Origin of the sequence: Sedimentibacter hydroxybenzoicus DSM 7310, assembly GCF_013403245.1 — a bacterium.
GTDB lineage: Bacteria > Bacillota > Clostridia > Tissierellales > Sedimentibacteraceae > Sedimentibacter > Sedimentibacter hydroxybenzoicus.
This window is the reverse complement of record NZ_JACBNQ010000013.1, coordinates 85,837-100,819: the sequence shown is the minus strand read 5'-3', so window position 1 is coordinate 100,819 and position 14,983 is coordinate 85,837. Positions and strand designations below refer to the sequence as shown.

At 34.7% G+C, this 14,983-nt stretch carries 22 protein-coding genes; 6 read left to right on the top strand and 16 right to left on the bottom strand.

Going from position 1 to position 14,983, the window contains the following annotated elements:
• Window positions 1-217: 217 nt before the first annotated feature.
• The 8 genes from HZF24_RS11915 to HZF24_RS11880 all read right to left on the bottom strand — a co-directional run bounded on the left by HZF24_RS11915 (window position 218) and on the right by HZF24_RS11880 (window position 3,753).
• Window positions 218-442, bottom strand: coding sequence for a hypothetical protein (locus HZF24_RS11915; RefSeq protein ID WP_179238547.1), 225 nt, complete (start codon window positions 440-442; stop codon window positions 218-220).
• Window positions 435-980, bottom strand: a complete 546-nt coding sequence (locus HZF24_RS11910; protein ID WP_179238546.1) for a replicative helicase loader/inhibitor — start codon at window positions 978-980, stop codon at window positions 435-437. The genes HZF24_RS11915 and HZF24_RS11910 overlap by 8 nt, the downstream gene beginning before the upstream one ends.
• On the bottom strand, window positions 967-1,731 hold the full coding sequence (locus HZF24_RS11905; RefSeq protein ID WP_179238545.1) for a helix-turn-helix domain-containing protein: 765 nt from the start codon (window positions 1,729-1,731) through the stop codon (window positions 967-969). The genes HZF24_RS11910 and HZF24_RS11905 overlap by 14 nt, the downstream gene beginning before the upstream one ends.
• A 54-nt stretch (window positions 1,732-1,785) precedes the next feature.
• Complete coding sequence (locus tag HZF24_RS11900; protein WP_179238544.1) at window positions 1,786-2,289, bottom strand: hypothetical protein; 504 nt, start codon at window positions 2,287-2,289, stop codon at window positions 1,786-1,788.
• A gap of 1 nt (window position 2,290) precedes the next feature.
• On the bottom strand, window positions 2,291-2,953 hold the full coding sequence (locus tag HZF24_RS11895) for a hypothetical protein (protein WP_179238543.1): 663 nt from the start codon (window positions 2,951-2,953) through the stop codon (window positions 2,291-2,293).
• Between the two features lie 201 nt (window positions 2,954-3,154).
• Window positions 3,155-3,352, bottom strand: a complete 198-nt coding sequence (locus HZF24_RS11890) for a hypothetical protein (protein WP_179238542.1) — start codon at window positions 3,350-3,352, stop codon at window positions 3,155-3,157.
• 5 nt (window positions 3,353-3,357) lie between these two features.
• Entirely contained in the window at window positions 3,358-3,549 is a 192-nt protein-coding gene (locus HZF24_RS11885) for a MerR family transcriptional regulator (RefSeq protein ID WP_179238541.1), read from the bottom strand.
• A 15-nt stretch (window positions 3,550-3,564) separates the two neighbouring features.
• A complete protein-coding gene (locus tag HZF24_RS11880) occupies window positions 3,565-3,753 on the bottom strand; it encodes a helix-turn-helix transcriptional regulator (RefSeq protein WP_179238540.1) in 189 nt (62 codons plus the stop codon).
• Window positions 3,754-3,951: 198 nt separating this feature from the next.
• Between HZF24_RS11880 and HZF24_RS11875 the strand changes: the two genes are divergently transcribed.
• The 3 genes from HZF24_RS11875 (at window position 3,952) to HZF24_RS11865 (ending at window position 5,144) form a co-directional block, all read left to right on the top strand.
• A complete protein-coding gene (locus tag HZF24_RS11875; RefSeq protein WP_179238539.1) occupies window positions 3,952-4,437 on the top strand; it encodes a helix-turn-helix domain-containing protein in 486 nt (161 codons plus the stop codon).
• Between the two features lie 15 nt (window positions 4,438-4,452).
• Entirely contained in the window at window positions 4,453-4,620 is a 168-nt protein-coding gene (locus tag HZF24_RS11870; RefSeq protein WP_179238538.1) for a hypothetical protein, read from the top strand.
• Between the two features lie 92 nt (window positions 4,621-4,712).
• Entirely contained in the window at window positions 4,713-5,144 is a 432-nt protein-coding gene (locus HZF24_RS11865) for a DUF4231 domain-containing protein (RefSeq protein WP_179238537.1), read from the top strand.
• On the opposite strand, the gene HZF24_RS11860 is transcribed toward HZF24_RS11865, so the two are convergent.
• Window positions 5,137-5,397 (bottom strand): hypothetical protein, encoded by a 261-nt coding sequence (locus tag HZF24_RS11860; RefSeq protein WP_179238536.1) that lies wholly within the window; start codon window positions 5,395-5,397, stop codon window positions 5,137-5,139. The genes HZF24_RS11865 and HZF24_RS11860 overlap by 8 nt on opposite strands.
• Window positions 5,398-5,441: 44 nt before the next feature.
• On the opposite strand from HZF24_RS11860, the gene HZF24_RS11855 reads away from it, so the two are divergent.
• The 3 genes from HZF24_RS11855 (at window position 5,442) to HZF24_RS11845 (ending at window position 7,764) form a co-directional block, all read left to right on the top strand.
• Entirely contained in the window at window positions 5,442-5,828 is a 387-nt protein-coding gene (locus HZF24_RS11855; RefSeq protein ID WP_179238535.1) for a TIR domain-containing protein, read from the top strand.
• A 124-nt stretch (window positions 5,829-5,952) separates the two neighbouring features.
• A complete protein-coding gene (locus HZF24_RS11850; RefSeq protein WP_179238534.1) occupies window positions 5,953-7,134 on the top strand; it encodes a tyrosine-type recombinase/integrase in 1,182 nt (393 codons plus the stop codon).
• Window positions 7,135-7,563: 429 nt separating this feature from the next.
• Window positions 7,564-7,764, top strand: a complete 201-nt coding sequence (locus HZF24_RS11845) for a cold-shock protein (protein ID WP_179238533.1) — start codon at window positions 7,564-7,566, stop codon at window positions 7,762-7,764.
• A 92-nt stretch (window positions 7,765-7,856) separates the two neighbouring features.
• Here the strand turns inward: HZF24_RS11845 and HZF24_RS11840 are convergent, their stop codons facing one another.
• The 7 genes from HZF24_RS11840 to HZF24_RS11810 all read right to left on the bottom strand — a co-directional run bounded on the left by HZF24_RS11840 (window position 7,857) and on the right by HZF24_RS11810 (window position 14,976).
• The gene (locus tag HZF24_RS11840; protein ID WP_179238532.1) at window positions 7,857-9,218 is read right to left on the bottom strand and encodes a pyridoxal-phosphate dependent enzyme; all 1,362 of its coding nucleotides are present in this window, start codon (window positions 9,216-9,218) and stop codon (window positions 7,857-7,859) included.
• Between the two features lie 143 nt (window positions 9,219-9,361).
• Complete coding sequence (locus HZF24_RS11835; protein WP_179238531.1) at window positions 9,362-9,913, bottom strand: M23 family metallopeptidase; 552 nt, start codon at window positions 9,911-9,913, stop codon at window positions 9,362-9,364.
• Between the two features lie 99 nt (window positions 9,914-10,012).
• Window positions 10,013-11,215, bottom strand: a complete 1,203-nt coding sequence (locus HZF24_RS11830) for a DUF346 domain-containing protein (RefSeq protein ID WP_246346108.1) — start codon at window positions 11,213-11,215, stop codon at window positions 10,013-10,015.
• A 93-nt stretch (window positions 11,216-11,308) separates the two neighbouring features.
• A complete protein-coding gene (locus tag HZF24_RS11825; RefSeq protein WP_179238530.1) occupies window positions 11,309-13,279 on the bottom strand; it encodes a sigma 54-interacting transcriptional regulator in 1,971 nt (656 codons plus the stop codon).
• A gap of 97 nt (window positions 13,280-13,376) precedes the next feature.
• On the bottom strand, window positions 13,377-14,333 hold the full coding sequence (gene iolN, locus HZF24_RS11820; RefSeq protein ID WP_179238529.1) for a 3-dehydro-scyllo-inosose hydrolase: 957 nt from the start codon (window positions 14,331-14,333) through the stop codon (window positions 13,377-13,379).
• A gap of 21 nt (window positions 14,334-14,354) precedes the next feature.
• The gene (locus HZF24_RS11815; RefSeq protein ID WP_179238528.1) at window positions 14,355-14,714 is read right to left on the bottom strand and encodes a cupin domain-containing protein; all 360 of its coding nucleotides are present in this window, start codon (window positions 14,712-14,714) and stop codon (window positions 14,355-14,357) included.
• Between the two features lie 37 nt (window positions 14,715-14,751).
• Entirely contained in the window at window positions 14,752-14,976 is a 225-nt protein-coding gene (locus tag HZF24_RS11810; protein WP_179238527.1) for a MoaD/ThiS family protein, read from the bottom strand.
• Window positions 14,977-14,983 lie beyond the last annotated feature (7 nt).

Below are 14,983 nucleotides of genomic sequence, written 5' to 3'. Positions count from 1 at the left end.
CTTGAACTGGATCATATTTTTTTAAATTTAATCTTTCAATAGTTTAATTGTGAAACTCATTCATGCGTTTGTCGTGTCAAAGTCCTCACTCCCTATTGATTTTTATTTATTGCTAATGTATAATAAAGATGGTATATTGCTTTGAGAGTGAAGACTTTATTAATGAGCTGCTGTTGGCAGGCAGCTTTTTTATTTCACAAATCAATTATTATCTTGATTATTTACGTATACCGTTATTGAGCAACTCATAATTTTGATGTGCCAATTCTTTTAATATATTTCTATTTTCTGATGATTTAATATCTATACTCGGTAGTTGACCGTGGTAACTGCCTCTACGGCAACTACACTGAAACATATAATTGTACGATGTGCCATTCTTACCAGTCTTACGGATGATTACTATCCCTGCATCTAAACATTGATAACATTCTTTAGCCATTTACACCACCTTCAATCATAGTTGATGCATTCTCCATTAATTTCTTCACATCAGACGGCAGCGCCTTATATTCTTTGTTCTGAGTCAGTTCTACTCGGTACGACCTCATTACATTCGATGCTATCACGGTTTGCGCTTCTTTGCTTTCGGTTAAAGCCCAGTCTTTTAACTGCGACGGTCCACCAACTACCTTTTTTAATATTTCAGGAAGCTTGTCAAACTCTTCAGCAGCATGATAAGCGCTGTTCTTGATTGCCCGGCTAACGTGGCTCCATGCTTCTTGCTCTGTCATTTGAGCAGGGGATGTAATAATATTTAATTTTTCTTTTATTTGACCTATTACAGGAGGAAACCCCTTTGTGTCGCTTGCAATATGAGCCTTGACCGCCGCCTTGACTGTATTAAAATCATCAGCAGCAAACATTTCAGCCCATAAATTCACTATATTTTCCGCCTCTTGCTTGCTTATATCTTTATAAAAAGCAGGGTACGCACTTTTTAATACGCTTAGTATGCCTAAAGTTTCAATCTTGTTCATTTCCTATTACCTCCTTGAACATCTCCGCGAACGGATTGCTGTTAGTATTTCCATTTGAGTGATTTTTAGGTTCATTCTCATTCTTTCTATTCCAGTTTAAGATTGTGGCATAATCACTTTTATATCTTTTTCCGGTAGAAGCCTTGTAATTATCAAGCTTGGAAACCATGTCTTCGGTTTTATGCATACCAAATTTATCTACAAGCTTGTTAAATTCATCATTCGTCAAACATACTTCTTCAAACTCACCATATTTTTCTTTTTTTTGTTTTGACTTTAGGCTTTCATCCGGGACAGATATATATATATCTTTTTTATTCTCATTATTAATCATTATTGTATCATTATTGTTTATGTCTTTCTGTTGTACCATCTGTTGTCTTTCTGTTGTACTTTCAGTTGTACCTTTTGTTGTATTGTCTTTCTGATATTTTGTGTAATTTAGAACGGTTATTACTGTCTTTCTGTTGTCCCTTTTTACGTCTATTTGCTGTTCACGTTCTAAGTCATTTAAGAAACGCCGTGTTTTGTTCCTTGACCACCCCCATCTTTCCGAAAGTTGAAGCTCAGAAGTTATTCTTTGTCCCGGTTCAACGTCGTATATGGAATCCCGAAAATATACTTTATCCGGATTATGATTAACTAACAGCAATATATCAATCCATGCTTGACCCTTTGAAAAGGGCTTATCTTTCCACGTCCAATTGTTCCATATTTGCCTATGAATGCTTATCCAACCTTCTCCTGCCAATCTATCACCACCCTCAGAAGCCCCATTGGAGCCCCACCTTAACTAAATCATTCTTTATTTCAATACTTCCAATACCTTTTCAATAACTGTTTTTCCGGTATCAATACTTCGTGTAATAATGTTACGTCTTCTCAACTCCTCACCCACTCTTTCGATTACCATTTGTCTTGCATTTCTCAACTTTTCTTCTTTTGAAAGATACTTCATTGCCTCTACCGCAAGATTACGTAAATCTTGAGTGCTGATATCTCTTAACATACAATCCAGATTATACTCATTTTGGCTGTACTCATTTAAAAGGTATATGTATTTATGTATATCTTCTATTAACTCTTCTTCAAAATAGCCTTTTAAAACGTTGGTAAATAAATAGATTCCGTCACAGTTCAGGTATACATCGTCGTCGTAAAATTTTACGAACTCTCCAAAGTTTTCATTTTCTTCAACCAACCTAAGGATCCGATTCCTTATTTGAAGCAAATAGGTAAGCTTGTCTGTTTTCTTGCATAATTTGTATAAACTCAGTACAAAAGGCTTGAATTCTTCATTTTCTCTCATATTAAACCTCTGATAAATCTTTTATGTTTTTGTCAGTATCACGAAGTATAACCGGAACTGTCTGCGAGATTATACTTTTGTTCAGTTCTTCAACTTCCTTGTTTATTTCATCCTGATATTTTTTCAAATTATCATCTGTAGGTAAGATCCCCTTTAATATCAAATTTTTAATATTTCCTCTTTTCACATGCTGATTCCATCCATAAAGCGTGTTTATATCAAGCGGAGAAGTATCAATACCCAATATAATATCTATAACCTGAGATTGTTTTTCGTAGTCCATCATAGTTACTATCACAGGATATATTCCTTTAAATTCCGGTATGGATTCCGTTAACTGCTTAACTTCATTCAACTTTCTTCGTTGAATTACATAATCTAATATGTATATCAATCTGTTACATGCTGAAGGTCTCGTTTTATTAAACACCGCCTTACCCTCTTGGCTCATCGATAAATAGGCAACTATTGTTTCCTTGAAAAGGTCAAATCCGTCATTATCAGCATTTAGAATTATCTTATCTTCATTCTCATTGTAGAACATAGTTAGATTATCCAACTTACCATCAACTTGTTTGTTAAACGTTTCTACCTCTTCTGAACCTAAATCCTTTGTACTGCATGAATAAATTCCTAATTCTTGATTAATTAAATTGTAACTCATAATTTTTCTCCTATTCTTTTTTAAATTTTTATTGATATTTCATATACGAATAGGCTATACTATTATTAATACATGCCTATTCGTTTGCAGCCTTTGCTCATCGGCTTGAGACTGTAATTAAAACCGTAGGCTTGAATGCAGCTTCTTACCCGGAGGCTGTATTCTTTTTGCCTATTTTTCAATATTGAACCTCCCATATTCTTAATTTGATTGAAATATGTATAATCCACCAAAAACCTTTCCCTCAACAACATCCTGCCTGATACATTTAACTCCTAATCTTTGAAGATAATCCATTAGTTCAGGCTTATTCGTATATATGCTGATTTCTCTGACATCATGGTTAATTGTGATGCACGTTTCAATGCCGTACATTTCGATTAATTCATCTCTGCTCATTCTTTTTATAGGTGCCTCCCCTCTCTTGCAGCCTTATCAAGATATTCTTTCATCAAAGGCATGTTTATCTTGGTGTATGGACCTACTTTGACCGATGGTACTGTATCGTCTGCATAACACAACTCTCTTAATTTTTCTCTGCCAATCCCTAATTGCTTGGCAGCCTCAGGAATACTGAGTAAGTATTGATTTTTCATATTGATCACCTCTCTCTATTTATTAAAAAATAATGTTAAAACATCTTCACCCAATACATTAGCAATATTTTTCATATCCTTCTTTGTTGCAGTATCATCGTTTCCATTTTCTATTCTGCATAACTTCTTAGGAGAAATATGAACCAATTTACATAGTTGTTCTTGAGTTAATCCAGCCTTTATTCTGGCAATTTTTACATTCATAGTATCACCTCTCAAACTTCTTTTAACGTAGTTTTTCTAAAATTATACTTCTTTAAACGTAGTATGTCAATGCAATTTTTATATTTTATTTCCATTAACGAAGTATTTTGATATATTTATTATATTTTTAGGAAGTTTTGTATTGTTTTTTGAAATTTATTGATTATAATAAAAGAAAAGGATTAGGGAGGGAACAATATGAAGGTAGGAGAAAATATAAAGTTATATAGGAAGAAAAAAGGGCTAACCCAAACAGAACTTGGTAAAAAAATAGGGGTTACCGGAGCGACTGTAACAAGATATGAAAAAGGGCAACTCAATCCAAGCATTGAACAAATTGGGAAAATATCATTAGCCTTGGATACTTCACCTTCCGAATTAATGGGCTTAGACATAATTTGGAATGAGGTTAAAGACAGGATAGAAACAGAAGAAAGATTAAGGCAAGTATTTAAAGCTATAGATTGTGAAATTAAGGTAATAACAGGGGTTGACCCTTCCAAAGACGTTGAAGACTCTCATAAATATTTTACATATTATAAATTCGAATATAAAGGAAATTTATTTAATGTAAATGTTCTGGAATATCGTGATTTAATGGAAAGTGTTAAAAAGTTTTTACGTTTTCAAGTTAATGAACTAATGGAGAAACATAATCATGAAAGTAATGAAGAAAAAATCTAAGAAAAATAAGAAGAAGTGAATGAGAATGAAAAAGAAATTGCTATCATCATTTTTAGCGTTAACGTATACGGCAGCGTACCTGCCGGCATACATATAGAAGCTGTAGAAGACATAATCCGGCCGGAAAGAGATATTTTTAGGTTGGGTAAAAGATGGACAAGAATACATAGCTCTCCGAATTAAAGCCTTATAAAGAAAATCAGAGAATTCAAAAATCGCACCAATGGTATTTGTACTTAAATCTACCCAATAAAAACAAAGGAGAAGAGTATGTCATGGATGAAGAAAGATACATAAAGGAAAGATTGGACGATCAACAAGAATGGCATGGTAAAAAAGCACAGGAATTTAAAAAGGCATACTACAATAGTAATATAGCCATATTGATATGTACGACATTAATAACTGTATGTTCTCCGTTTACAAATATATACATAAGAATTTTTACTTCTATATTAGGAGCTACCGCAACTGTTTTATTAGGTATAAATAAACTAAAAAACTATCACGAAAATTGGCTTCATTACAGATTAATTTCAGAAACCCTTAAAAGAGAGAAATATTTTTATTTGTCAAGATCAGGATTTTATAAAAATCAAGAAGAAAACTCTCTCAATATATTAGTCGAGAGAGTTGAGCAAATTATTTCTGATGAAAATTCTAATTGGGCACAGATAAATACCCAATGCAGCGAAAAAGCTAATTAACTACTTCGTAGGTTTTGGCGAATATATCAGGTTTGCACGGATAAAATTCCCCATGAACACCCCTTATAATAAAATCATTTAGATTAGCTCTGTGATCGCCCTCTAATGTTTTTATTATGAGCTCATTATTAGAATTTACATAAGCATGCCTATTGTTTTTTTTACAACCATTTATTATGCTAAGTATTTCATGTAAGTTAGTACCTACATATTGAAAAGCTTCTACTACAACAGGTTTTTTTCTATATAGCATAAAACTCACCTCACTTAATAATATATTACCGAAAGGATGGTGTAATGTCAATGTATAATATTTTTATAAGTCACGCATGGAAATATGATGATGATTATTACAAAATTGAAGAATGGTTAAGAAATTCAAATATATCCTATAAAAACTACAGCGTTCCACAGCATGACTCGTTTGCAAGTAATACAAACTTAAAAAAAGCTTTAACAGAACAAATAAAACATGCAAATGTTGTGTTAATAATTGCGGGAATGTACGCAAATTACAGTGATTGGATTGATTACGAGATAGATGAAGCTGTAAGAATGGAAAAATATATTATAGGTATATATCCATGGGGTCAAGAACGAGCACCAATAAAAATTACAACCTTTGCAGATAAAATGGTAGGTTGGAATAGTGCATCAGTAATAAATGCAATAAAGGAAACATAATAAATATTTTGAGTGGTGAGTTTTATGCAAAAATATTTATATAACCAATAATAACAGGTCCCCCTGGACCTTTTATTATAAACTATTAACCAAACATTCGTTTGAGAAAGGAGGAATAAATGTTATGGCAAACAAACCAAAGATAAATTCAAGTATAAACGGGCACGAATATTATCGCACAAGGGTAACTGTTGGCTATGATGCCAAGGGAAAGCCTATAAGAAAGAACTTCTATGGTACCTCAAAGAGCGATGCTGAAGCTAAAAAGAAAAAGTATCTTAAGGATATTGAATCAGGCCTGAATCCCGATTTAACTACTCACTCATTAGATATGTCAGTATATACATGGCTATGGAATATAGAAAAATCCTCCGGAAATAAATCTTCGAGTTTTGAGAGATACGAGGGCATATATCGAAATTATATTAAGGGAACTGAATTAGGCCGGCTTACAATTTCCGAGATAAAGAAGATTGCAATACAAAAATATTATAATGAGCTGAGAGCATCCGGGAAAAGCATATCTCAAGTCACTAATCTACATAAGCTGCTTAATAAGTTTTTTGGTTATGCAGAAACAGAGGGATACATTGTAAAAAATCCATGCAGGGGAATAAAAATTGCCAAGGAAAATGAAGAGGATCTCATTGATGATAGTGATTCTGTTATAGAAACATTTACTACCGATGAAATTAATACCATTGTAGAGAGTTTAGGACATGAAAAGCTTAGATACATCGTTATGTTTGCATTGCTGACCGGACTAAGAGAAGGTGAAATACTTGCTTTGGAAAAAACAGATATAAAGAATATATCCACCGTAAAGATAAATAAGACACTGCGTACAGTTAAAATATATGAAACCGAAGAAAAGTATCATTATGAAATGAAAGCCACCAGACCTAAAACCAAGAGCTCAAACAGGGAAGTTCCACTGCCGGAAATCCTATTATCAGATCTTAAAAAATTAGAAAAGCTTGTAGCAGAGGAAAAACTAAAACTCGGACCGGCATATGAAGAAAATAATTTGTTGTTCCCCTCTATATCCGGTACCTATATAGATGCAAAAAATTTAAGGCGCTCCTGGGAAAGAGCATTAAAGAGTGCAGGAGTTGGATATAAAAAATTTCATGCTCTCAGACATACTTATGCAACCAGGCTATTTGAGAATGGAGCATCTATTTTGACCGTTTCTCGGCTGCTCGGTCATAGCTCCATAAAAACAACAGAAATTTACACTCATGTATTGGAAGGAATAAAAGCTGCCGAGGTTGAGTGCTTGAATAACATGTTTAAAAAGGTTTAAATCTTTAGTCCATATTAGCCCTTTTTTAGCCCTTTCAAGATAATTTTTAATGGTATGCTTTGGATTGATTTTGAATATATAACATGTAGTTGCAAGCAATTCAGAATATTATTGAATGCTTCAGAATGATAAAAATTGAATCTGTTGGTCGGGGGTTCGAATCCCTCATGGTTCATAAAAAATCGCGCAGATATAAATCGCGCGATTTTTATTTTATATTCATTTCTTAACAGGTTTCTTAATACAAACAAATAATAAAAAATTATTGACATATATAAATATCTGTGATATTGTAATTAAGTATTACAGATGTATTTATAGATATCACATGTTTTTAGAGATCATATAAGTGTTTGTGTATATGATTTGTAAAAATGTGTGATTTTTTTTAACTTACATTGGGATATAATAAAAATTAGGAGGTACCTCATGAATAAAGGTACAGTAAAATGGTTTAACGCGGATAAAGGATTCGGATTTATTACAGCAGAAGGTGGAGATGATGTATTTGTTCATTTCTCATCTATCCAGGGGGACGGATTTAAATCTTTAGACGAAGGTCAGGCAGTTAGCTTTGATATTACTCAAGGAAACAGAGGACCACAAGCATCTAACGTACAAAGAATATAACTATATTTTATCGTAAGAGTACTAAAAGCCGAAAAGTTAATTTTCGGCTTTTTTATTCTATCTGCGAGAATTTCTTAAATATGGTAAATTGCTTAAGCCTGTTCCGTATTATTGTAAATCATTCTATAATATGCGGTTTTAAAACCTATTTTTTGATATAAGGTTCTTGCTTTTTTGTTTTCTAAATCTACGTGAAGTGAAAGCCGGCCTTCAGTTATTTCAATCAGATAATTTAAAAGCTCCGATGCTATTCCACGACCCTTGTTTCCTTCTTTTGTACCTATATATACTAAGTGGTATGTAGGTATGACCTTTTCAAATCCAAGGTTGACAACGACACCTATACCTTGAGGAATATTGTTTCTCAAGGCAATAACTACAAAGCCGTTTCTCATGGCAAATTCAATGGCCTCTTCAGTTTCATCCAATGTATCTGAATAATCCTGCAGCCACTCCTTTGTCCACTTAGTAAGACTTTCTTTTGAATACTCTTTAAAATTTTCAATCCTTATTAATTCTAAATCACTTTTACCGTTATTTAAAATTATAACATGCTTACCGTTTTTTATTTTTCCTTCCTTTGCCATCTTATAGAAACCGGCGAATGAATATCCTTCTTGAGCAGTTAAATATATGTGCTCCTGCTTTCTTAGAAAATGAACACTTTCTGTTAGCAAAGCTTCATCTACGGGAATTATTTTTCCGTCCGTATCGTTGATTGCATTCAATGCTTCTTCTAAAAGAGCGCCTTCATCTGCAAATAAATTCTTTGTGTATTTATTTGCCTTAACATCGAAATCATCCATGCTCAGATCGTTAAGCTCTAAATTCTTTTTATAGTCATTATATATAATATTACCGTATGGTATTGTACAAGAAAATATTTGAGGGTATTTGTTTATCTCACCTTCAACCCATTTATCAACAAAACCGTTGTATAATCCGGATACGGTATATCCATTGCTTAACTGCGTAAAAACAGTTGAAATATTATTTCCTAATCTCTCTGCAATTTCCTCTCCTATTTTTTGAAGGGATACGATGCTAAGATGCTTATTCCCATACGAATTTGATGCATTATAGTAGTTGTTTTCCTTACAGTATTTTTCTATTAATTCGTGTTTATTATTTATCTTATTATTTCTGAAATCTACAAATGACATGTTTTGAAATAAAGATTTTTTCCATTGCTCATTTTTAAATAGGGAAACTTTTATGTCTATATCAAATTTTTCAGAATAGTTAATAATTGATTTTATGTAATCGCTTGGCCCATCAACTAAAAGACCGCCGCGTTTACGAACTATTGCATCTTTGACCAATGTTTCGGAAATTCTGTCAAACTTATTTCCATAAGGATTTGCACCCTCCAGCTTCAAATAAATTTCTTCTACTCCCAAAGCTTTCTCTAATTTTTTTGACCTCATCAATGGTGTTTTACCTGTCTTTATCAAAATATCACTCCTTCTTCATATATTTTTCTTAATTAATTATTTATTATACCACAATATACTTGAATTTTGAACATTTGGAAAATATATACAAAAAATTTCAGAGGCGAACCTATAAAAGTTCGTCTCTGAATATGATTTGTCTGTTATTTCATTGCTTTTGCCAATTTTAAAAACAAAGCATCCGGATATGGATGTTTTGACAGATATTCCATGGTATTATTATCAAAGCCCGTTTTTTCCTGAACTAATTTCTTGGCTGCATCAACCTGACCCTGTTCCCAAGCCGCCAATATTTTAAAATACTCATCCGGATCTATTGCAATATTATCTGATTTTCTTCTGACCTCAAAATGCAAATGGCTGCCGGTAGTATATCCTGTCTGCCCTTCGATTCCTATCAATTGACCTTTTGCTACGGTTTCACCGGCATTTACCGTTCTTCTGGACAAATGACAAAAGAATAAAAAGAATCCGTTTAAGTCATCCATTTTAACATAATTGCCCCACTCCCAGGTAAGATTGCTTCTGTCGGTTATGATTTGAGATGTTACAATTTTTCCGTTAGTAGGTGTAATTATATTTTTACTATCTACACCTACATAATCAATTCCTTTATGAAAACTTGAATCACCGTTGCTTAATTTACGAGGACCATAGCCACTGCTTATTATATAGTTACCATTATATAACCTCAATTTTATCACATCCTAAAATTTTAAGGTATAGTAAAATACCTACCTTACACACAATATATGCGTTTAAAACCTATAAAGCGACTGTTAGTTTTCATGTAATTATTGACCCTGCCACGTATGAATTAAATTTCTGTTTTGCCCTCTCGCAAATACATCGGTCCTGTTTGGTCCCCAAGACACTGCAGCAGGTTCGGAATCCAAGTTACCTCCAAGGTCTTGCCAATCCTCCCAGCGGGAGCCATTCCAAGTTCGCTTATACAACCTGTTACCATTTCCTCTTACAAATACGTCTAATTGGTTTGGTCTTTTTGAAGATACTGCAGGTCCTGATGTTAATACGCCTCCTAAGCTTTCCCATCCGCTCCAACGATTGCCGTCCCACCATCTATGGATCAGTTCGTTATTTGTTCCTCTTGCAAAAACATCTATCCTATTTGGTCCCCAGGATACTGCCGCAGGTGATGAAGTTAAATTGCCGCCGAGATTTTCCCAGTCACTCCAGCGTCTACCGTCCCACCATTTGTGGTATAAGGAATTGTCAGTTCCTCTGACAAAGACATCTAATCTATTCGAGGTCCATGAAGATGCTGCCGGAGCGGATGTCAGTATTCCTCCCAAGCTCTCCCAATCACTCCACCTGCTTCCGTCCCACCATTTATGGTATAAGGAATTATCAGTTCCTCTAACGAAAGTGTCTATTCGTTCAGGACCCCATGAAACAGCAGCAGGTGATGACGCCAATATCCCGCCTAAGCTTTCCCAATCACTCCAACGTCTGCCATCCCACCATTTATGATACATGGCATTATCTGTGCCACCGGCAAAAACATCCAATCTGTTTGCAGCCCATGAAGATACTGCAGGAGCCGTTGATAATACACCTCCTAAATCCTCCCAATTTGACCAACCGGGCGCCGGTCCGGGGCTTGGCTGTCCGCTTCTGATTATATTTAAGATTATCTCTATAATTCTAACTATAAATCTGTCAATTTCATTTTGCCCCATGGGAAATTGTCTTGCCATTAAGTTAAACAACGGGAATTGATTTCGAATCTGGCTGTAAATTTGGCGCGGCGGGCGATTAGTATCAGTTTGATTCATAATATAGTTAATCAAAAAAAGTAATAAATTATCTGCTACTCCTCTATTTATACCTGCCTGCTCCAATTCAGCGTATATATCTCTGTTCTGCGAGCGAAATGTCTGCATTACATCCTGTGCATTTCTTTGTCTCTGTACACTGATAAAATCCATATCATTATATATAGGAAATGGAAAGCCTTCATACGGATTTCTAAACATTATAACCTCCTTGAAAATATTCTTTGATACCTTATTTTATTTTCAATTTGATTACATGTTACAGAAATAAAAATATAGTTTGAGGTTCTTATTCTATTCTTCTGACCCCTCCATGTTTTTTAACCGTCTCCATAATGTAGTTACACTTATACCAAGCCTTTCAGCCGCTAAGGACTTATTGCCGTTGGTTTCTTCGAGAATATTTTTTATTGTTTCATTTTCTATATGCTTCAAAACTCCTCTGTTACTGTTCTGAACTTCTTTATCCGTATCTTCTGTTCCGTTTATATGTGTGGGTATGCCTATTATAGCTTCATCAATAACATCTACATTTATCACGTCTCCTGCACACAACACGACGCATCTTTCTAAAAAATTTTCTAATTGTCTTACATTTCCCGGCCAATCATACAGTACAATCTTTGCAATTGATTCGCTTGATATACCTTTAATTCTTATATTCAAAAGTTTGCTTTTTTCATATAGGAAATATGATACCAATTCATACAGATCATCTTTTCTTTGTCTTAATGGAGGTATGTCCAACCTTAACACACACAATCTGTAAAATAAATCCTCCCTGAATTCGCCTTCCTCAACAAACTTATATAAATCTCTGTTAGTAGCTGCTATAACCCTTACATCTACAGGAATTATTTTATCATCTCCTAATCTTACAACTTCCTTTTCCTGAAGAACTCTCAAAAATCTTGCCTGCAAATTTGGAGACATCTCGCTTATTTCATCAAGAAATATAGTACCCCTGTGAGCTAACTCAAATAACCCTATTTTACCGCCCTTTCTTGCACCGGTAAACGCCCCTTCTACATAGCCGAACAACTCACTTTCCAGAAGATTCTCGGGCAATGCAGCACAGTTTACTGCAACAAACGGCTTATCTCCTCTTAAGCTTGCATTATGTATGCTTTGAGCAAAAAGTTCTTTCCCCGTACCGGTTTCACCTAAAATTAATACCGTACTGTCAACTCCTGCATATAATCTTGCCTTTTCTTTAGTTTTTAGTATTTCTTTACTTTTGCCCTTTATATCATCAAATGTTGTTTTTGCAATATGACCCTTTGCAAGTAATTTTTTTCTGATCTGTGTTTCCATTTTCTGAATCTTTTCTATTTCCTGAAAGGTAGCAACAGCTCCCAATATTTCACCCTCAACAACAATAGGTACTCTGTTGGTAACTATTGAGGTATTTCCTATTTGCTGTATTTCTCCTAATTCAGGGATGCCTGTCTTTAAAACCTGAATCATTCTTGTGTTTTCTATCACATCATCTACTGACTTTTCTATGGCATGATTGTATACTACTCCCGTAATTTTTTCTGCCACGGGATTAAATACTGTTATTAAGCCGTTTTTATCAATTCCTAATATACCGTCGTAAGCAAAATCTATGATAGATTTCAATATAGCTGCCTTTTCCTTTTCAATCATCTGTACTTCCATTATACCTTTTGCATAGCTGATAGCTTCTGCAATTGCTTCTTTGCCTGTTTCTATCAGAACCCCGGCATATCCTAATCTGTCTAAAACATCCATAACTGCCTGTCCGCCTATAAACACTCTGCATCCCAATAAATATAAGTTTGTTATGTGATGTTCTATTTCTCTTTCTGATTTAATAGTTGTGGTGATAATTTTAGCTGAAAATGTTTTCTCCAAAATCGAACTGACTTTTTTATATGTTAATGACAAACCGCTAAAACCGACTATACCTATCATATTGGAATATTGAATTGCTTTATGAATAGAATTAATAACATCATAGCTGCCGAATTCAATTTCAATCACAGGAATTTCTACATTTCGTTTTATTAAGTTACCCGTTCCTCCACGGCTGATAATCAGGTTTGCTCCGTTGCAAACAGCCAATCTTGCATATTTCAAGCCTTCACTGAACGAGCCGCGATATACTTCTATATCTTCGTTCAATTCATGTATAACCTCTTCGGCAGTTGCGGCTACTTTTTCATCCGGTACCACAAATACAATTTTTCCGATCATAGTATCACCCCAATTGATAACGTTATCTTTTAGAATATTATACATTAATTCATAGGTTATTAAAATGTTTATTTATAGCAATTAAAATACTGAAACTGAACTTCGCAGATATGCGAAGTTCAGTTTTAAAGGAGGGAACAACTTAAATTGGATAACGGTGAGCGTATAAGCTCTTACCGCCGTTGTGCGGACCTTTTAATAACGCTTCAATTACAGCACGGTCTTGTTCTGTAACATCACCGGGATCCGGAAGTACTCCCGGAGGGAATCTTTCTAAAATATCATTGTGTAATTTAATGAAGTAATCCAGTAATGCCTCCAATCCTTCTTCTGCTTTCTTCGGATCTGCCAATGACGGTTTTCCTACAACTCCTTCAGGATAACCTTTTATTTCAAGGTATCCGCAGCCCATTGTACAATGTCCCGGTAACGGCCATTGGTAAACATCTCCGCCCAAGTCTATATGACCATGCGGCAGGAAGCCTTTTGGTTCTGTATCTTCGAAATCTTCGGAATGATTAAGCTCCGGAAACAATGCCATGGCATAGGATGCTTCAACTTCATCCGCATGCCTGAAGGCAGTTTCCCACGGTCCACCGTGATTTTTGTCTCTTAAATGCTTAGCGATTGCCGTCGGCCAGTTTAAAAATGTAATTACAGCAGGCACCTGACATATTTTCCCGAATTCATGTATTGCGTTTGGTATTACGTATTCCTGTCCATGTCCGTTTAATAATATCATTTTTCTGAATCCCGCATTCCAATATCCTGCGATTACAGCTCTTATATATCCGATAAATATATCTTCCGGTATTACTATTGTTCCGGGCATGCCTATCTGACTCCATGGATGAGAACCGAACCATATTGGCTGAGATACTGTACAACCTGTTTCTTTTGCTACAATTTCAGCCATCCTTGTTACCAAAAATCCATCTTCTCCGGTACATTGCCCTCTACCGTGCTGTTCTGTAGACCCGATCGGAATAATGATTATATCGTTAACCTTTAGTCTCTCTTCTATTTGTTTCCACGTCATATTTTGAAAATATATTCCGTCACCTTTATCAAGGTGACCCTTTGAGTATTCATATTTCATGGCTTCCTCCTTACACTTATGTTATTTTAAATGATCCGGCAACGGTGGTGCATATGCCCAAACGATTTTAAAAGGTGTATCGCCCGTATTAATAATCTGGTGTTCTACTCCTAAAGGAGAAAACAATGCTGTTCCGGGATACAAGTCGTATTCTTCATTGCCGCATATTAATTTTCCTGTTCCTTCTATTACAAACATTGCTTCTTCGGAATCCGTATGCTTATGAATCGGAATACCGCTTCCCGGTTCTGAAACATTAGTTCCCATTGATATTTGTTTTGCTCCAACTGTGTGTTCACTTATTAATATTTTTGATACTCTTGGCCACGGGGTTTTTTTAGTACCCTCTACATCACTTTCTCTAACAATTACTTTTGCCATTTTCTATCTCCTCTCAATTAATTTAATTTTTATATTTTTATCCACCTTCAAGGTGAGGAAATAACTGTATTACATCATTTTCTTCTACTATGCAGTCCATGGGGGCCCATCTGCCATTTTTTATAATCATGCCAATCTCAGACTGTGTTAATCCGACTTTACTAATCAATTCATGAAGACTAACAGGACATTTTACATCTAATTCTATAACCTTTTTCCCGACGATATATATTAATGTTAAATTTAATTTTATAGTTATCATGACATAC

Excerpts from the sequence above, each read along its gene's own strand:
- HZF24_RS11915 (WP_179238547.1), bottom strand. The coding sequence starts at position 442 with ATGGCTAAAGAATGTTATCAATGTTTAGATGCAGGGATAGTAATCATC.
- HZF24_RS11910 (WP_179238546.1), bottom strand. The coding sequence starts at position 980 with ATGAACAAGATTGAAACTTTAGGCATACTAAGCGTATTAAAAAGTGCG.
- HZF24_RS11900 (WP_179238544.1), bottom strand. The coding sequence starts at position 2,289 with ATGAGAGAAAATGAAGAATTCAAGCCTTTTGTACTGAGTTTATACAAA.
- HZF24_RS11895 (WP_179238543.1), bottom strand. The coding sequence starts at position 2,953 with ATGAGTTACAATTTAATTAATCAAGAATTAGGAATTTATTCATGCAGT.
- HZF24_RS11890 (WP_179238542.1), bottom strand. The coding sequence starts at position 3,352 with ATGAGCAGAGATGAATTAATCGAAATGTACGGCATTGAAACGTGCATC.
- HZF24_RS11885 (WP_179238541.1), bottom strand. The coding sequence starts at position 3,549 with ATGAAAAATCAATACTTACTCAGTATTCCTGAGGCTGCCAAGCAATTA.
- HZF24_RS11880 (WP_179238540.1), bottom strand. The coding sequence starts at position 3,753 with ATGAATGTAAAAATTGCCAGAATAAAGGCTGGATTAACTCAAGAACAA.
- HZF24_RS11875 (WP_179238539.1), top strand. The coding sequence starts at position 3,952 with ATGAAGGTAGGAGAAAATATAAAGTTATATAGGAAGAAAAAAGGGCTA.
- HZF24_RS11865 (WP_179238537.1), top strand. The coding sequence starts at position 4,713 with ATGGATGAAGAAAGATACATAAAGGAAAGATTGGACGATCAACAAGAA.
- HZF24_RS11860 (WP_179238536.1), bottom strand. The coding sequence starts at position 5,397 with ATGCTATATAGAAAAAAACCTGTTGTAGTAGAAGCTTTTCAATATGTA.
- HZF24_RS11855 (WP_179238535.1), top strand. The coding sequence starts at position 5,442 with ATGTCAATGTATAATATTTTTATAAGTCACGCATGGAAATATGATGAT.
- HZF24_RS11850 (WP_179238534.1), top strand. The coding sequence starts at position 5,953 with ATGGCAAACAAACCAAAGATAAATTCAAGTATAAACGGGCACGAATAT.
- HZF24_RS11845 (WP_179238533.1), top strand. The coding sequence starts at position 7,564 with ATGAATAAAGGTACAGTAAAATGGTTTAACGCGGATAAAGGATTCGGA.
- HZF24_RS11830 (WP_246346108.1), bottom strand. The coding sequence starts at position 11,215 with ATGTTTAGAAATCCGTATGAAGGCTTTCCATTTCCTATATATAATGAT.
- HZF24_RS11825 (WP_179238530.1), bottom strand. The coding sequence starts at position 13,279 with ATGTATAATATTCTAAAAGATAACGTTATCAATTGGGGTGATACTATG.
- iolN (WP_179238529.1), bottom strand. The coding sequence starts at position 14,333 with ATGAAATATGAATACTCAAAGGGTCACCTTGATAAAGGTGACGGAATA.
- HZF24_RS11815 (WP_179238528.1), bottom strand. The coding sequence starts at position 14,714 with ATGGCAAAAGTAATTGTTAGAGAAAGTGATGTAGAGGGTACTAAAAAA.
- HZF24_RS11810 (WP_179238527.1), bottom strand. The coding sequence starts at position 14,976 with ATGATAACTATAAAATTAAATTTAACATTAATATATATCGTCGGGAAA.